Genomic DNA, 20,107 nt, shown 5'->3' with positions numbered 1-20,107 from the left:
ATTGGCAGTTGCCACCGATCAAGTCAAAACGTTCCTGCAGAAAATCAGCCATACGAATTATATCGTCCGGGATCATCGCGTTCATCAAATCCGCGTCCTCCCGGGCGTGACTTTAATAGATATGCTGTATCGGCTCGCCGCCGGGTATCTCGGTGAACGGCCTATAGAATTAAGACAGATTATTTTTAAGCAGCCTGTTGTAACATCTGAAGAGTTTGATAAACACCTGTATGTGACCTTTACGCCGGCGCGTGACAGCTGGAAAGTTGAGATCACTAGCGAAAAAGCAAAAAACGGCACACCGCTTGGCGGAAACCGGGATGAGAATATGGAATGCCAGCTTTATTTGCAAGAAGACGCTCCCCGGGCAAAAGAACTGAATATTGAAGCGTTCATGAAAAACGCAAGCCGAAAATGGGACATGCATGACATTTACGGAATTGCAAGAAGAAGCCATATTGAGCATGGCGAGTTTATGAAAAATGAAGGGGCCGTTTATCAGCTTCAGGATAAAGAAGAATTAATGGAGCTCACTCTAAGTGATTTGGCTGAAGGATTCCGGGAGAAATTTAAGGCGCATCCGGCTTTTTTAGATGCGTCCACCCTTGCCGGCTCTTCCTTTGCATTGTCGGCCCAAAAGCAGAATGACACGCCTTATATTCCTTTTATGATCGATCGTTTTTGCATGTATCAGCCGTTTCCGAAAACGATTTACACTTATTCTGCGAAAAACAGCCGCACTGAAAGCGGCGTATCAGATAGCGAACCTGATGTTTATTCGGCCGATTTCACGATTTACGACAGGGCAGGGAACGTATTGGCCGAATGTGAGAAACTGACAGTAAAAAGGGTCAGACAAGCGAATATGATTACCCATTTGATAGACAAAGAGAAGCCGCCTCAGCAGAACAGAAGCGGCCGTGGTGAGTCGGAAAATTCTGTGGCCGCAGAAGACGTGTCTGAACAGCAAACGCCGGAACAAAACATGGTGACTTACATAAAGTCGGAAATCGCCAGGTTGATCAATCGTCCGGCACAGGATATTGATGTGCGGAAAGGCTTTTATGATATGGGGCTTGACTCGGCGCATTTGCTGAAGCTTGTAAAGATATTAGAGCAGACTTTTCAGCAGCAGTTTTATCCGACACTGCTTTTTGAATATTCATCTGTCCGCCGCCTTGCGGATTACCTTATCAATGAAGCGGGCTGTGTGCTGAAAGATTCGGCCGAAGACCGGCATACATCAGACACTGACATTGCTGATGAGGTTCTGTTTTTTGAACCCGCCTGGAAAGATCATCCGCTGGAAACGGCGGTGCAGAACGGGCAAAAACAAACCCGTCATCTCATTATCGCTGCCGATGCAGGACCCCGTCTCACCGGTGAACTCGGCACATATTGCCCGGAAGCGGAAGTGATAGAACTGAAAAGGGAGCATGAGGCTGCAGATGAGCAGTTTGAAGCAGATGCCGAGCGCATATTTCGTATGCTCAAACGGGAACTGACAGACCATCCGAAAGAACATACATTGATTCAGCTTGTATGCGCCGTTGAGAATGGAGCGGCATTGTCTTCCGCTCTCGGGGCTATGCTGAAAACGGCACATCTGGAAAATCCGGTTCTTCGCACTCAGGTGATCACCTTCTGTGACAAGAATGAGAGATTGCCAAGTGAAACGGCCGCAATGATAAGAACAGAAGCAGACTGCTCTCATGCAGGCTGCACAGATATTCGGTATAAAGACAATATACGGCAGATCAGATTGTTCGAACGTATTGAGAAACTGGACGGGCAGACACAGTCTCCCTGGAAACAAAACGGCGTATATATCATTACAGGAGGTCTCGGCGGTCTTGGATTTCTGCTTGCCCGTCACCTTGCAGAAAAAGAAAAGGTGAAGCTCGCACTCATCGGCCGTTCGCCGGAACAGTCTGAGAAGATCAGCAGACTGAAAGCATTGGGCGCAGAAGTTCTTTACGTTCAAGCGGACATCGGCAGCAAAGCCGAAACAGAGCGGGCATTTGCTCAGATTACAGAAACCTTCGGCCGGCTGACGGGCATTTTTCATTGCGCCGGTGTTTTAAAAGATCAATTTATCATCCAAAAAGACAGTTCTGACTTGAAGCGGGTGTTCCTGCCGAAAATCAGCGGCCTGATTCATGCGGACGAAGCTTCACGGCATGAACCGCTTGAGTTTTTCGCCGTATTTTCCTCATTCTCGGCGTTGGCCGGAAATGCGGGCCAAACAGATTATGCCGCAGCGAACGCTTTTATGGATGAATATATGAAATATCGCGATTGCAGAGCAAAAAAAGGCGAACGGACCGGGGCTTCTATGACGATCAACTGGCCGCTTTGGGAAGATGGCGGCATGCAGGTTGACAGCTTGATGAAAGAGATCATGAATGATGCAACGGGCACCAGCCCGCTTCCGGCCGGGGAAGGGATGGCTTCACTTGAATATATGCTGCGTCTCGGCAAGCTGCAATCTGTTATTTTATACGGGAAGGAGCCGGCTGTAACTGAAAGCATGGCCCGATTGGTTCCGATGGCAGACAAGAACCGCTCTTCATTGTCCCATGCAGCTGTAAAGAGAAGGAGCCGAAAACAAGAGAGACATACAGAAGAGCACGATATTGCGGTAATCGGATTGGCGGGAAGATACCCGCAGGCGGGAAGCATTGATGAATTTTACCAAAATCTGCGCTCAGGGAAAGATTGCATCACAACAATGCCGAAAGACAGATGGAAAGGTTATCCTTTCTCATATGAAGCAGATCAGTTCTACCGTTACGGAGGATTTTTAGATCGTATAGACAGCTTTGATCCGCTGTTTTTCAATCTGACTCCTCGCCAGGCTGAAATGATGGACCCACAGGCGCGGCTGTTTTTAGAGACGGCTTGGGAAGCTTGTGAAGATGCCGGTTTTTATCAGGACAGAACGGCGCGCGGGCCATCTTCACAAAAAAGAAAACGCGTCGGGGTATTCGCAGGTGTGTTTTGGAGCCATTATGAGCTGTTCGGCGCTGAAATCACACAGCGGGGCACACCGCTGTCTATGGGCGTGACGCCTGCCTCTGTTCCGAATATCGTGTCTCACTGCCTGAACTTTACAGGGCCGTCAATGGCTGTTGATACGATGTGCTCTTCTTCGCTCACATCCATACATTTGGCATGTGAAAGCATTAAAAGAGGGGAGTGCGAATTCGCCATTGCCGGCGGTGTGAATGCGGTCACACACCCGCATAAATATGCGTTTTTGGCGAATGCCGGATTTCTGTCTTCAGAAGGCGTCTGCAAAAGCTTCGCCGACGGCGGTGACGGTTATGTGCCGGGAGAAGGCGTCGGCGCGGTGTTACTGACAACCGTTCAAGAAGCGGAAAGAATGGGCTGTCCGATATATGGCGTCATAAAAGGCTCCGCTTTAAACCATGTCGGAAAAACATCCGGTTTGACCGTGCCTGATCCGGCATCACAGGCGGAAGTCATTACAGATTCCTTTCAGAGTGCCGGCATTGATCCGGAGACATTGAGTTATATTGAAGCTCACGGAACGGGTACGTCTCTGGGTGATCCGATTGAAATTGAAGGGCTGAGCCGCGCTTTCCGCAAATGGACAAACAAGAAGCGGTTTTGCGCCATCGGCTCTGCCAAATCAAATATCGGCCATTTAGAAGGAGCAGCCGGGATCGCCGGATTAACAAAGGTGCTTTTGCAGCTGAAGCATGGAGAAATCTTTCCGTCATTGCACGCGGACACGCTGAATCCCCATATTCCGTTTCCGGACACGCCGTTTTATGTGGCGGACCGGCTGGAAGAATGGGAACGGCCGTCACATCCTGACCAGCCGAGAAGAGCGGGTTTAAGTTCTTTTGGCGCCAGCGGGAGCAATGCCCATTTTGTCATAGAAGAATATCTGCCGCCGCAGGCTGAAAAGAAATCGGTAAATATACGGGAAGACGAGCCGGTTCTGTTTCTGCTTTCGGCAAAAAATGAAGATCGCCTATTAGAATATGTCAAACGGTATGACCGCTTTTTACGGGAAAAAGAAGTCAACCTTAAAGACCTGGCCTACACGCTTCAAGCTGGCAGAGAAGCGATGCCTGAACGGCTGGCATTTATCGTTACATCCGTTTGCGGCCTGCAAGCGAAACTGAAGGATGTGCTTGAACGGAAAACAGAAATTGAAGGATGTTTCCGCGGACGTGCTCAAGATGATATTTCATCAAGTGGAATGGCCGAGCTGCTGAAAAACAAGCAATATTCCAGATTGCTCACTGAGTGGGCAAAAGGAGCCGCCGTTGACTGGAGCCTGTTATACGAAGGAGAGAAGCCGAAACGGGTCAGCCTTCCTGTATATCCGTTCGCGAAGGAGCGGTATTGGGTGCCTGTGCCTGCGGATATCCGGAAACAGACAGACGAACCGGCGGAAAACCAAAAGATCATTCTTCAAAAAGACTGGAAGCAGCAAGATCCGGCGGAGTCTGAAGCATTATCAGGAACAGTAATGATACTTGCAACTGATAAGACGAGCCGATTGGCCGATGCTCTTTTTAAAGGAAACGGTCATATTGAAACGATCTGCTTCATCCATCAGGCAAAAGACGGCGCCGATTATTACGCCGCCGCATCGGGGCGAAACCTTTACGGCAGAGTGCGGGAGTCTCTTCAAAACAAACAGATACTCGGGGTCGTCGACATAACCGCATATGACGCGGAATATGAACGGCAGGAAGAGATAGAACACGGAAAGCTTGCCTTTTTACAGCAGGCTCTGGAATCACTCCGTCATAGCGGCGCTGTGTTCAGCCAAGTGACACACCGCCTCCAGCCTTTCAAGGAAAGTAAACCTCTGATGCAAGGGGCGAAAACGGCGGGGCTGTACCGGATGCTGGGCGCTGAGTATGCCAACATTCATTCTTTTACGATAGATAGCGATTGTGAGATTGAGCATACAGAAGAATTAAGCAGACAGATTGAGACTGAATTTTTACAGCCGCGGGCCAAAAGCGTCAGTGAATGCTGCTACAGGCTGAATCGCCGTTATGTGCCGTTTCTGAAGCAGGGTATGAATGTTTCGGCGGCGCCTGAGCTTTCCTATTCGTCTGATGATGTGCTGTTAATAACGGGCGGATCGCGCGGGATCGGCGCAATTGCGGCGGAGCATGCCGTTTCACGCGGATGCAGGAAACTGGTCATCATGGGGCGGGAGCCGCTTCCCGATTCCTCAGAGTGGGCAGACATGAAAAAGGACGGCATTCTCCCGGAAAAAGCCGAGCGGATGCAGAGGTTAGCCGAGCGGGGCGCGGAGATCCGTTATTACAGCGTTTCTCTTACGGATCAAAAGGGGATCCGGAAAATGACGGACAGCATCCGCGGCACGATGGGACCGATTACCGGCGTTTTTCATTGCGCGGGCGCAATGGGAGAACACCCCGCTTTTTATAACAAAACCGAAACTGAAATAGAAAGCGTTTGCAAGCCGAAAGTAACAGGGCTTCGCGGTCTCTATGAAGCTGTTCAGAATGAGCCGCTGTCGTTTTTTATTTTGTTCTCATCCGTTTCGGGCCTGATCCCTTCGCTTGCTGCGGGGCAAAGTGACTACGCGATGGCTAATTCATTTATGGACTCTTTTGCAAATCATCAAGCAGGTAAAGGAAACGTGTTTGTTAAAGCCGTTCAATGGCCCGTCTGGAAAGAAACCGGCATGGCTGAAGGCCTGCCGGAAACACCTGCTTATCAAAAATCAGGACTTTCCAGGCTGTCTGCCGAAGACGGACTGAAGTTTTTAGATTACATCATATTAAACGGACAAAGCTGCGGAATTCCTTGTGTTCCCGAAGACAGTGAGCCTGATTTTGGTGATCTTCTGAAGGTGAAGAAATCTGAAGCTCCCATGAAAAAAAGCACTGCCGGTGACCAAAAGGTGAAGGACATGATTCGTCAATGGGTGCGCACCGTTTTCAGCGAAGAACTGAAAATGACGGATGAGCAGATAAAAGATGATATGCCGTTTGATGAATACGGGATTGACTCAATACTCTTTGCGGAATTGGTTCAATCATTGCAAAAACGGATCAGCATAAAGTTAACACCATCCTTAATGCTTCAATATCAAACGATTACAGAAATGGTTGACTATTTCGCAGTGCATCATGAAGCCGATTTTGTGACAAAAGAAAATGGTTTCGTTCAAGACAGGGACGTAGAGCCTGATTTAATCGCTGACGCTGAAGAGAGAACATTCATGGAGCCGAAAGCGGATACTGAAGACGATATTGCCGTCGTCGGCATGTCCTGCCGTTTTCCGGGGGCGGGCGGAACGGATGCTTTTTGGGAGCTGCTGATGAAGGGAAACACCGCCATCCGGCCTGTCCCCGCAACGCGCTGGCATGCAACAGCAAATGCAAAGGATTATGCGGGGTGGATTGATGATATCGACATGTTTGATGCGGGCTTTTTCGGCATCTCTGAAAAAGACGCGGCAATTATGGACCCGCAGGCGCGGATCATATTAGAAGAAGCGGTTCATTCCGTTTATGATGCCGGGTACGGCCAAAAGGATTTATCGGGCCGGAAAGTCGGCGTGTACATCGGCGGCAGGGCGCAGCCTTCAGCCGGTATGGAACATATCCTGCAGGCGCCTAACCCGATTTTGGGGGCGGGGCAAAACTATTTAGCGGCCAACATTTCACGATTTTTGAATGTCACAGGGCCGAGCCTTGTCGTGGATACAGCATGTTCCTCAGGGCTGATCGGGCTGTCCTTTGCAAAAGACGCCCTTTTGGCCGGAAGGATTGACGCGGCCTTAGTCGGTTCGGTGAGTCTGCTCTTATCTCCGTCCGCGCACCGGTTATTCGGAGCGCGCCATATTTTAAATGAGAACGGCGTGTTTCATATATTCGACCGTGAATCAGCGGGAGAAGTGCTCGGAGAAGGAGCGGGGGCGGTTTTTATCAAACGATTGAGCGATGCGGTGCGGGACGGAGACCGTATTTACGGCGTCATAAAAGCCGTCTCGGTAAACAATGACGGCCGGACGCTCGGTCCCGGTTCACCGAATATAAGAGCGCAGAGAGACGCCATTCAAACTGCGCTTGACATGGCGGAAAAGTCGCCCGAAGACATTGGATATATAGAAGTGAACGGAGGCGGTTCCCCAATCGTTGATTCGGTGGAAATCAAGGCACTCTCAGATGTCTATCAGCTGAACCGGAAAACGCTTCTGCCCTGCCGGATCGGATCGGTGAAACCGAATGTGGGGCATTTGCTTCTGTCTTCAGGTCTTGCGGGCTTCATCCGATGTGTGCTGAGCGTCTATCATAAGCGGATTCCGCCTTTCTTATCAGCGCGTGAGCCATTTGAACATTATGACTTTGAAGCGTCGCGTATTCATTTTAATCGTGAACCCGTTGATTGGCATTCAGAGAAGAAACCCCGCGTCGCAGCTCAGAGTTCATTTCCTGACGGCGGGACAAATGCTCATATCCTCGTTGAAGAATACAGAGGTGAAAGGCAGCGGGAACATCACCGGGCGTCTCAGCCGCCGGAATTCAGAAAAAAACACTACCCGCTTTTGGGCGGCTGGAACAGCACGGAGAATGAAGCGGAAAAAACAAGTAATGAAAAAACAGACATTGCGGATATTTTAAAGAAATATGAGAAAAAAGCAGAGACAAGCACTGCACCTGCAGACTCGTTTTGGCAGGTGACAACGTGACGTTTTTAAAAGGGGACTAACCATGAAAAAAACAGTGAATCTGCGCCTGACGGCAGAACATCCCATTATGAAAAACCATCTTGTTCACGGAGAATCTGTCATGCCCGGTCTGGCCTATATTGATATGCTGTATCAGCTGGCAAAGCAAAGCCTTGATCTTTCATTCCGTTCCATCTGTCTGAAACGGGTGACCATTTATCATCCTTTATCAGTGAAACGGTCAGAGCGGCTTGATGTGAGTGTCATATTCAGTAAAGAAAAGGAGTTCTGGACTGCCTCGATTTGCGGGGCGGATTCCGGGACGGTTTTCTTATCAGCGGAGGTGCATGAAGGGGTTTTCCTATCAGATAAGCGCCTTGACGCGGAAGAGAAAAAACAAGTTGCGCTTCCATCAGTCTCCTTGCATACGGTTTACGAAGACGCGAGAAGCCGCGGACTGTCGCATGACGGGCTGATGAAGCCGGAGGGAGAGATCTATGCAAATGAAGAGGAATGTTTCCTTGATATTCGGCAGTCTGATTCATGCCAGGAAAATCTCCCCGGCGCTCTCTTTCACCCCGCGCTGATGGACGGTGCCGCCATGGCCTCCGGCGTATTGCAGACAGCTGCAGGCGCCGGTTTGTTTTTACCGATTTATTATGATTCGTTTATTGCCGCTGAAACCGTTACGGAGCGCTGTTACGCGGTGATTTCGAAAAAATCCGGCACGCCTTCTGAAATGGTGAAAATGGATATTGACTTTTACAACCTCAGCGGTGCGCATATTGCTTCACTGCTCGGCCTGACAGCCAAAAAGGTGCGGACAGACCGGCAGCTGATACCAGGCGTTCAGCAGATGGAGGAAACCTTATACCGCATTTTTTCAACATACGTAGGCCGTCCTGTCACAAGAAATGATGCGCACACCGTATTTTTTGAATTAGGCCTTGAATCGTCACAGCTTCTGGCCATTATTAAAGACATCGAAGGGGCGTTTGATCTGCGGCTGAATCCGACTCTTTTATTTGAGTGCAGCAGCATATCCGAACTGCTTGAAGACATAAAAACAAAAGGAACAGGTGAATCTTCCGGCCTTGTCGCGGATGCAGCACCGGTCTCTGAAACGCAATCAGTCAGTCAGACATTTACTTTCTATGAACATGAAGCATTCCTTCAGGATCATCTGGTTTTCGGCAAACCGGCACTGATGGGTGTAGTGTATCCGTGTCTGGTGCTTGAAGCATCCGGAGCGTCTCATTCCGGCACGTATCCCGCCGAGCTGAAAGATATCCGCTTTACGGGCGGGCCCGTCACGCTGGAGCCGGGAGAGGCCGCACAGATTGACATTTCATTTGCGGCAGAAAAGAGTGCCGAACGCTTTACCGCAAGCTGCACTGTCTCCGGTAAAGAAAGCCGGAAGACGTGTGCCGAAGGAGAAATAAGCAGAGGTATAGAGGCACCCGTAAAAAAATCATATGACGTTGAACAAATGAAGGCGCATGCAGAAAAGGTAGCGCCGGATGTTATTTCCCGTCTGTACGATTCGGTTGCCGGCTTCATGATAGGCCCGATGCTGAAAACGGTAACGGCGGGATACAAAATGAGTGAGAGCTCCTTTTTATTGCAGCTGGACTTATCAGGAAAAAAAGAAAAAGGCGATCTGCGTCACTTTGCATTTGACCCGCTTATATTGAATTCTTGTTATATGTCGCTCGGTGAAGAAGAGTTGCAGCTGAAAAAGCGGATTCACGTCCCGCTCATGATTGAGAGGCTGACGCTTTACGGACCTGTCATGTCTGATACCGTTTATGTGGTGAATACAATCAAACATAAAAAAGACGGATTTCTCTCATTTGATGCCGCAGTCCTCAGTCATACCGGGGAACAGCTGGCGGAATTGAAAAACGCGTCTGTGAAAGAAGTGCTTCAGCCAAATCGGCTTGAAAATGCGTCTTTTGCCCCGTCCGGGAATCAAAACCGTCCGAAAACGAAAGGAAAACCGCTGGATATTGCCATTGTCGGGATTTCCGGCAAGTATCCGCAGGCCGATGATATCAATGCGTTTTGGGAAAATCTCAAACAAGGAAAGGATTGTATTACCGAAATTCCGAAAGACCGCTGGAAATGGGAACATTACTTTTCCGAGGACCGGACGGCGCCGGGAGCGATCTACAGCAAATGGGGCGGATTCATTGACGGGATCGCCGATTTTGATCCTGAGTTCTTTAAGATTTCCCCCCGTGAAGCGGAACACCTTGATCCTCAGGAACGGCTGTTTTTAATGCATGCGTGGATGGCCATGGAGGATGCGGGATATACGAGGACATCACCTGAACTGGGCCGTCAGGTAGGTGTGTATGCCGGTGTCATGTATCAGGAATACCCGCTATTCGCGGCTGAAGCAGGAGTGAAAGGACGGCATATCGGGCTCCCCGGCGGGATTTCATCCATTGCTAACCGTGTCTCCTATTTTTGTGATTTTCAAGGGCCGAGCATTTCGGTCGATACGATGTGTTCGGGTTCGCTGACTTCATTGTACATGGCGTGCCGGGATCTGCGGGATCATCGGATTCGCGCGGCGCTTGCCGGCGGAGTGAATCTCACCGTTCATCCTAACAAGTACTTCATGCTGAGCCAGGGGCAGTTCATCTCATCTAAAGGACACTGCGGGAGTTTCGGCGCCGGGGGTGACGGCTATATTCCGGCAGAAGGGGTCGGGGTGCTGCTTCTTAAACGTTTAGAAGACGCCGTACAAGACGGAGATCGGATTTACGGCGTCATTAAAGGAGCTGCCATTAATCATGGCGGGAGAGCGAGCGGTTACACCGTACCGAACCCCAAGGCGCAAAGCGAAGTCATTTCTCAAGCTTTACAGGAGGCGGGGGTATCTCCGGGCCAGATCAGCTATGTGGAAGCGCACGGGACAGGGACGAAATTAGGCGATCCGATTGAAATCCGGGCTTTAACCGATGCATTCGGTGATGTTCCTGAAACATGTCTCATCGGGTCTGTCAAATCAAATATCGGACATGGGGAATCTGCAGCAGGCATCGCCGCTGTCACAAAAGTGCTGCTGCAGATGAAGCACAAACAAATCGCCCCATCTTTGCATGCAGATGTTTTAAATCCGAATATCCAATTTGATGAAGGACCGTTTTCCGTCTGCCGGGAATTAACAGATTGGAAACGGATTGCAGCAGACGGAGCAGAACAGCCGCTCAGGGCGGGGATCAGCAGCTTTGGTGCGGGCGGTTCTAACGCGCATATCATTATTGAAGAATATGAGGCTCCTGTCAAACAAGCAATCAGCAGCCAAGAGCCGGCTGTCATTCTGCTGTCTGCGAAAAATGGGGAGCGTCTGACAGAATACACGGAGCGCCTTCTTGCTTTTCTTCAAAAGAAGCATACGGATAAGCCGGACTTATTTGATGTCGCATACACTTTACAAGCGGGGCGGGAAGCGATGGATGAGCGGCTGGCTTTCATTGCGGACTCTCTTAAGGAGCTGGAGGACAAGCTCAGATCGTACTTGGAAAATGAAAACGCACCGCATCTTTACAGGGGGCGGGCGAAGCGAAATCATGAGACAGTGGCTGTGTTTGAATCTGATGAAGATTTGCAGGAAGCCATGGTCAAATGGCTGAAAAAGAGAAAGTACGGTCATTTGCTGAACATGTGGGTGCAGGGAGTCGATGTGGACTGGAACTTGTTATATTCGGGACAAAAACCCCGGAGAATCAGCCTTCCCGCCTATCCGTTTGCAAAGGTCAGATGCTGGATTCAAGATGAAGCCGAGGCGGTTTCAAAACGGAATGACGGCAAAACGGTGATCCATCCGCTGCTTCATGAAAACACATCCGATCTGTGGGAGCTGAAATTCACATCCGTTTTTACCGGACGGGAATTCTTTTTCACTGACCACACAGTCAATGGGGAGAAGGTGCTCCCGGGAGCCGCCGTGATCGAAATGGCCCGGGCGGCCGTTGAGCGTGCCGCATACGCTGTGCCGGACGGACGTAAAGGAATGTATTTGAAAGATCTCATATGGATGAGGCCTGTCGTTCATAAGGGGACGGATGTAGAAGTCCATATCAGTCTTATCCTTAAGGGAAATGAAGACATTGAATTTACGATTTACAGCCTATCGGAAGAACCCGGGGGAGAACGGATTATATACAGTAAAGGCACCGCGGTATCAGGAGAGATAGCAGCGGTTCCGTCAGTTCACTTAGAGGGCTGGCTGTCCGGCTGCAGCCAATCGGTTATGACGTCTGATGAGGTTTATCAGGCTTTCCGGCATGCGGGTATGATATACGGGCCGAGCCATCAAGGAATTGATCAGCTGATGATCGGAGAGAGGGGTGCTGCAGCCCGGCTGTCGCTGCCGGAAACGGCAGACAGTACCGCCGATCAGTTTGTCATCCATCCGAGTCTTTTAGATGCCGCGTTTCAGGCGTCACTGGGTGCCGGTTCAGATACTGCCGGAGACACTCCGATGCTGCCGTTTTCCCTGAGGCAGGCAGAAATATTTCTGCCGACTCAGAAAACGATGTGGGCGCTTGTCCGCAAACAGAGCGATCGGTCAGATAACGGAGCGCTGACGCTGGATATTGATTTATGTGATGAAAACGGCGCTGTTTGTATGAGATTAACAGGATTTTCCTGCCGGGCTGTCCGGCAGACAAACCAAACCGAAAGCAAACGGCAGGAAGTTCAGACGGCGATGCTTGCCCCTGTTTGGGACAAAACTTTCTTTTCTCTGGAAGAAAATCGAGCGGTTGATCAGGAACAATTGCTGATCATCGGAAAGCCGGGAAATACCATAAAGGATGCGGCAAAAATGTGGCCCCGCGCCCATCTGGCGGAGACGCCGGATCATTCAAGCGAGCAAACATTACGTGAATTGACAGCCGGGTATCAGGATATCCGCCATTTCTTATGGATTGCGCCGGATCGTTTCGCACCCGCATCCGTCAGTCAGGAAATGCTTGATGAGCAGGAGAATGGGGTGATTCAATGTTTCCGTTTCATCAAAGCGCTGCTGTCACTCGGGTATGGAAACCGAAACATCAGCTTTACGGCGGTGACCCGGCAGACACAGTCCGTGTATCCGGGTGATCTGCCGCAGCCTGAGCATGCAGGCGTACACGGTTTGATCGGTTCATTGGCAAAAGAATATCCGAACTGGGACATCAGGCTGATTGATGCAGAAGAAGGCAGTGATTCGTCTGAAATGAAAGACATCTGGCGCCTCCCTCCAGATCCGGACGGAAATGCTGCCGCGTACCGTAACGGAGCTTGGCACAAGCAAAAAACAGTCCGGGTGCTGACAAGTTCCGCTCCGCGTATGTCGTACAGAGAAGGCGGCGTTTATGCTGTCATCGGCGGAGCGGGCGGCATCGGAGAAGCATGGAGCAAATACATGATCACCCGTTACAAGGCACGGATGATATGGATCGGCAGGCGGCCGAAGGATCAGGAGATTCAGAGCAAAATAGACAGGCTGGCGCTATCAGGCCCCGCGCCGCATTATATACAGGCTGATGCTCAAGATGCCGCAGCGCTTAAAGCGGCCGTCCGTTCCGTAAGAGAGCAATACGGCAATATAACGGGAGTCATCCATTCCGCGATAACGCTTGCCGACAAAAGTATGGCGAATATGGATGAAGCTTCTTTCAGAAACGCTTATTCAGCTAAGGTGAATACGAGCGTCCGAATGATCGAAGCTTTTAAGGGAGAACCGCTTGATTTTGTGCTGTTTTTCTCATCCGTTAATTCTTTCACAAAAAATGCCGGGCAAAGCAACTATGCGGCAGGGTGTACATTTCAAGACGCCTTTGCCCGCCATATCGCTTCCTTGCTTGATTGTGAAGTGAAAGTCATGAATTGGGGATATTGGGGCAGTCTGGGTGTTGTATCAGACCCGTCTTACAGAAAACGGATGGAGGCGTCAGGGATCGGTTCTATTGAACCCGATGAAGCAATGGAGGCGCTGGAAGTCTTACTATCAGAACCGTTCAGCCAAGCGGCATTCATCAAAGCTGCTCCGCACGGCTTAGCCGCGCTGACGGATCAAGATGCAATATCGGTTGTATCCGGCCCGAAGCCTTCATTTATGGAAAGCGTCAAGCGGCAAAATCCGGATCGGAATGAACGGCTTGAGACTTTAAAACGAGAAATGGAGTTGCGCATATGAACAGACTTCTTTGCAAACTGCTCTTTTACCAATTACAGTCAATCGGGTTTTTCAGCGAGCCTGTCACTACACCTGCAGCATCCATGCGGAGCGCCGGCGTGATCGGCACATACGGCAGATGGCTGGAAGAAAGCCTGAATCTATTAAAAGAAAACGGATATATCGCGTATGACGGATACACGATCACCCTCCTCACGGATCAGCGTCCGGACGGCCGCACAGTCTGGAATGAGTGGAATGCCCATAAACGCCTGCTTCCCAATGGGGAGCTTGCGCAAGCTGAATTGGCCGAGGCGACGATAAAAGCGATGCCTTCCATTTTAAAAGGAGAACGTCCGGCTACGGATATCGTATTTCCCGATTCATCAATGCGGCTCGTTGAAGGTGTTTATAAGCATAATCCTGTCGCGGATTATTTTAATGAAGTGTTAGCAGATTCCGCGGCCGCTTACCTGAAAGCCTATCTTACAGAACACCCCGATGCCCGCATCAGGCTGATAGAAGTAGGGGCCGGGACGGGCGGAACGAGCGCCATGCTGTTTGCAAAACTGAAACCATTTGCAAAACAGATTGCGGAATATTGTTATACGGACGTTTCTAAAGCTTTTTTAATGCATGCCGAACAGGAATACGGACCTGATGTGCCGTATTTGACAACAGCCTTGTTTAATGCGGAGGAGCCTTGCGAATCACAAAATATCAAAACGGGTGTTTACGATATTGTCATCGCCGCCAATGTGCTTCACGCCACAAAAAATATCGGTTTGACACTGCGCCGCCTGAAAGCGCTCCTGAAATACAACGGGATGATTTTGATAAACGAAATCAGCGATCGTTCTGTTTTTACCCATTTAACCTTCGGGCTGCTTGACGGCTGGTGGTCCTATGAGGATGCTGAGCTTCGGATTCCGGGAAGTCCCGGCTTATATCCAAAATCGTGGGAACGTGTGCTGCATTCGGAAGGATACAGAGCGGTTTGTTTCGCTGCTGAAACGGCTCATAATTTAGGCCAGCAGATTATCGCAGCTGAGAGTGACGGACTCGTCCGGATGCAAGGGATCAGAGACGGCAGAAAGCCATACGCCGCCCCGGCCGAAGTTTTCCGAAAGCCCGCGCAGCCTGTTTCCCGCAGCCGCGCGCCAGAGGAGCATCAAGCTGTTAAGGCTGATGGGGAATCGGTCGCTTCCCATGTCCGCTCAGTCATCAAAACAAGTATTGCCGATGTATTAAAAATGAAAGAAGAGGATATTCAGGAAGAACTGAATTTCTCTGAATACGGCATTGATTCCATTCTGGCCGTCAATGTGATTAACGAGATTAATAAGCGATTGAATCTTACACTGCAGACAACGATTTTATTTGATTACTATCATGTGAAACTGCTGACCGGTTATATCTCGGAAGAATACGAAACCATCATAGCCTCGTCTCTGAAGGCCGAAAGAGCGAAAATCCGCCCGGCGCTTCAGGAAGAACGGCCTGCTGAAAAACCTCTGCAGACGGAAAGAAAGGAAAACGGTTATCAGAAACCGAAACAAGAACGTATGCCGCCTTCTTTCGCAAAGTCCGATGACTCGGGAATGTTCCGGGTTGTGATTGACCGTCCGGGCGGCATTGAAGATCTGACGATTGCCCGCAGTGAAGTGCCCGAGACAAAAGATGACGAGGTTCAAATAGCCGTCCGCGCCTTTTCTTTAAACTTCGGAGACTTGCTTTGTGTCAGAGGGCTGTACCCGACGATGCCGCCTTATCCGTTCACTCCGGGATTTGAAGCAAGCGGCGTCGTGATCAAGACAGGGAGGCATGTAACATCCGTCATTCCAGGTGATGAAGTGATTGTCGGCATGGGAGAGGAATTTGGATCTCAGGCGAATCTCATCACATGTAAAGAACATCAAGTCTATCATAAACCGGCCCGGCTGACCTTTGAAGAAGCATGCGCTCTTCCCACCGTGGCGGTGACCATGATAGACGCCTTCCGGAAAGCCGGACTTAAAAAAGGCGAAAAAATATTAATTCAGACCGCGACGGGAGGAACGGGGCTGATCGCGGTGCAAATGGCCCGGCATATCGGCGCGGAAATATATGCCACGGCCGGATCACAGAAAAAAATTGAGTATTTGCATTCGCTCGGGGTCCGCAATACCATTTGCTATTTAGAAGAAGATTTTGAAACGGAAATCATGCGAATGACCGGCGGCCGGGGGGTGGATGTTGTCATTAATACCCTGGCCGGTGATGCCATGCAAAAAGGAATGAATTGCCTGGCGCCGGGCGGAAGATATATCGAAATTGCCATGACTGCGCTGAAATCCGCTAAATCAGTCGACTTGTCCGTCCTTCATAACAATCAATCGTTTCACAGCGTGGATTTGCGGAAGCTGTCCCTTCAAAATCCGGATCAGGTCAAGGACTATCAATTGGAACTGCAGCGGCTGGCGGAAGAGGGAGTCATTCAGCCTGTCATCTCAAAAATCTTTTCCTTTGAAGACATAAAAGAAGCGTATCACTGTCTGGATGACCGCGGAAATATCGGGAAAATCGTCATCAGCGTTTCTGAGCCGTATCAAATGACGTACCGCCCCGAACAAAAGGATCCGGCCGATACAGTAAAATCAGCAGCTGTGTTACCTGAAAAAGAACCGATCGCGATTATCGGGATGAGCGGGCGGTTTGCTGAATCGGAGAATCTCCATGAGTTTTGGGAACACTTAGCCGCCGGACGGGATCTGATTAAAAAAGCAGACAGATGGGATGTCTCTGACAGCCAATGCCAGTATGGCAGTTTTATAGAGGACATTGAATGTTTTGACCCCGTTTTCTTTCATATATCGGGACGTGAAGCGACCTATATGGACCCTCAGCAGCGGCTGTTTTTGGAAGAATCATGGAAAGCGCTTGAAGATGCGGGATATGCGGGAGACTCGGTAAGAGGCCGGGAATGCGGCGTGTATGCCGGCTCCTGCGGCGGAGATTACCAGGCCATTTTTAAACAGCAGGGGCCCGCGCAGGCGTTTTGGGGCAATCATAATTCCGTCACTCCGGCAAGGATCGCCTATCACCTTAATTTACAAGGTCCGGCGATCACTGTTGATACGGCATGTTCCAGTTCGCTGACAGCCATTCATTTGGCATGTCAGGGGCTCTGGACGAAAGAAACGGAAATGGCGGTGGCGGGCGGGGTTTTCATTCAATCCACCCCCGCTTTTTATCAGTCGTCAAATAAGGCGAATATGCTGTCACCGACCGGACGCTGCCATACGTTTGATCAAAGCGCGGACGGGTTCGTGCCTGGTGAAGGCGTGGGAGCGGTGGTGCTGAAACGTCTTAGCGACGCCGTTAGTGACGGAGATCATGTGTACGGCGTCATAAAAGGATCTGCAATGAATCAGGACGGCGCTACAAACGGAATCACCGCTCCAAGCGCGCTTTCTCAAGAACGATTGGAACGTCATGTCTATGATACTTTTCACATTGATCCGGAAACCATTCAAATGGTGGAAGCTCACGGAACGGGCACTGCACTGGGCGACCCGATCGAATTCGGCGCCTTAACGCGCGCTTTCCGCCGCTATACGGATAAAAAAGGATATTGCGCCATCGGCTCTGTGAAAACCAATCTCGGACATGCCGCTGCGGCCGCGGGGATGGCCGGACTGTTTAAAATCCTGCTGTCGCTGAAGCATCGGCAGATTCCGGCTTCCCTGCATTTTCATCAAGCCAATCAGCATATTCAATTTGCGGACAGCCCGTTTTTTGTGAATGAAAAGCTGATACCGTGGGAACGGAATCCGGATGCACCGCGCAGAGCCGCCATCAGTTCATTCGGATTCAGCGGAACAAATGCCCATCTTGTGATTGAAGAGGCGCCGCAAACCGTGCGCCGGTCGCCGGCAAAACCAGTCTGCCTCATTCCTTTATCTGCGCGGACGGAGCGTCAGCTGGAAATTCAGGCAGAACGCCTGCTGGATTCACTCAGCAAGAACAAAGACAGCGATCTGGGAAATATAAGTTATACGCTCCTGCTCGGCAGAAAGCATCTACATCACCGGTTTGCCTGTATCGTAAGCAGTGCGGACGAACTGAAGCGGGTATTATCGGAGTGGCTTGTAAAAAGAGAGCTTCCGGGTGTGTTTGTGTCCAATTTGAAGGATCAGAAGCCGGCAGAAGAAGCCGGAATGAAAACATTCGGAATGGAATGCATTGAACAGTGCCGCTCGGCGGCTTCGCCCGCACAGTACAGAGAAAACCTGGCACATATCGCTGACCTTTTTTGCAGAGGGTATGATCTTCCTTTTACACGGCTTTTTGACGGAGGACAATATTATAAAACGCCGCTGCCTGCCTACCCGTTTTTAAAAGAAAGGTATTGGGCGGCTGATGTAAACAGTTCTTTACCAGGCCAAGCCATGAAAAAGTCTGAAACGCAAACCGTTCTCCCGTCTTCGCCGCAGCCTGAACATGAAGGGCTGATTTCTCTGAGTCCTTTAACTGAGATCGAAATGACAGCGTTTGAACCGGAGACATTGCAAAAACCGATCGTGTTACAGCCTTTGGATTGTACTGTTTCTGTCCAGCAGCCAGAAAAAGCCGTTTCCGAAGACAATAGAACATTGCTTGAAGAATTGAGGACAAGCCTGGCAGATATTTTATTTTTGTCACCGGAAGATATTGATGCTGATGAGCCTTTCATCGACATGGGGCTTGACTCCATTATCGGGGTTGAATGGATACAATCAGTAAATAAAACGTACCACACTGAGGTTACTGCCAATAAGGTGTATGAACACCCGACGCTTGAAGAGCTTGCGGAATATATAGCGGGACAAATAAAGAAACCCGAGTATGCTGAAGCGGAGGAAACAGCTGTACGTCCGCAAATCCCGGAAGCAGAAACTCCCCTTGCCGGCATCTCTGACGGCACTTTGCGCAAAGAGCTCAAAGATAGCCTTGCGGACATCCTGTTTCTGAAGCCGGAAGATATTGATGAGCATGAGGCATTCATTGAGATGGGGCTGGATTCTATTATCGGTGTGGAATGGGTTCAGTCCATTAATAAAACCTATCAAGCGTCTATTACGGCAAATCTGGTCTATGAATATCCGACAATCGCAACATTAGCCGGGTATCTGACCGGTTCTGTCCAAAAAGACACCGAGGAAGTACATGGGGAACATACGAAACAAAACGATATATCAGAAGAGACAGATGATCAAGAACCGCCCGAGCTGATCTGTCTTAACCCGGGTGGAAAGGGAAGACCGATTTTCTGGTTTCATTCCGCGCTGGGGGCAGTGGAGCTGTACCAGCCTGTTGCCGAACGGACCGGGCGTCCTTTTTACGGAATTCAGGCAAGAGGGTGGATGACAGACCGGGAACCGATCCGCGGCATTAAAAACATGGCCGAATATTACGTTAAGCTCATACGTACCGTGCAGCCCCGGGGTCCTTACGATGTAGGCGGCTATTCATTAGGGGGCATGCTCGCTTATGAAGTCACCCGGCAATTGCAGCTGGCTGGAGAAACCGTTGAGTCAATCGTCATGCTCGACTCCTTTGACTCGGCGGGTGCGCGGGAAATAAACATTCCTGATGAATTATTTGATAAAAATATGATGCTGCAGACGGTGAACATGGCTTTATTTGCACCAATCTATCAACATCCGGAACGCATTTCTGAAACCTTGATTCATCGTGATGAACTGAATGCCGATCTTCATGAAGACATATTTTTAGAGCAATTAATCGCAAAAGCCAAACAGCGGGGGTTAACGAAGACGGACGCGTTGGTGAAAAATCTGATCAGGCAGAATATAAACGTTCAGGACGCTTACGAAATCACTGATTACGAACTCCTGCCGCTTCCGGATCCGAACGGGGTGACATGCTATTATTTCCGAAATAAAAACGGTATTTTCTTGGGTGAGCTTGATCCGTATTTTACGATCAGGGCTGATATTTTATCCGCTGATTTCGTCAACTATTGGAGCCAGTGGGAAGAGCATATGACAAACATCGCCATCATGGATGTGGCGGTATCCAACCATATGACGTTATTGGCAGAAGACAGCACAGCCGAAACGATTTCTGAATTTTGCGGCGTTTTATATTCGGCAGACGGAATGACAGAATACAGCTTTCTGCAGCTGCAGGAAAAGATACTGAATGTGCATGGTGAGATGCTGAAGCAGCCCGCCAAAACAAGACCGTAA

At 49.9% G+C, this 20,107-nt stretch carries 3 protein-coding genes; all 3 read left to right on the top strand.

The features are described from left to right. Position 1: 1 nt before the first annotated feature. Genes ACKTRM_RS11210 through ACKTRM_RS11200 form a run of 3 tightly spaced genes read left to right on the top strand, consistent with a single transcriptional unit; the run spans position 2 to position 20,107 of the window. Complete coding sequence (locus ACKTRM_RS11210; protein ID WP_012117922.1) at positions 2-7,720, top strand: type I polyketide synthase; 7,719 nt, start codon at positions 2-4, stop codon at positions 7,718-7,720. 22 nt (positions 7,721-7,742) lie between these two features. After that, entirely contained in the window at positions 7,743-13,895 is a 6,153-nt protein-coding gene (locus ACKTRM_RS11205; protein ID WP_012117921.1) for a type I polyketide synthase, read from the top strand. Next, the gene (locus tag ACKTRM_RS11200; RefSeq protein WP_012117920.1) at positions 13,892-20,107 is read left to right on the top strand and encodes a beta-ketoacyl synthase N-terminal-like domain-containing protein; all 6,216 of its coding nucleotides are present in this window, start codon (positions 13,892-13,894) and stop codon (positions 20,105-20,107) included. Before ACKTRM_RS11205 ends, ACKTRM_RS11200 begins: the two co-directional genes overlap by 4 nt.

Origin of the sequence: Bacillus sp. D7-8 (assembly GCF_052055895.1) — a bacterium.
In the GTDB taxonomy this organism is placed as follows: domain Bacteria; phylum Bacillota; class Bacilli; order Bacillales; family Bacillaceae; genus Bacillus; species Bacillus velezensis.
The sequence above is the reverse complement of the archived record's forward strand: the minus strand, read 5'-3'. Positions and strand labels throughout refer to the sequence as shown.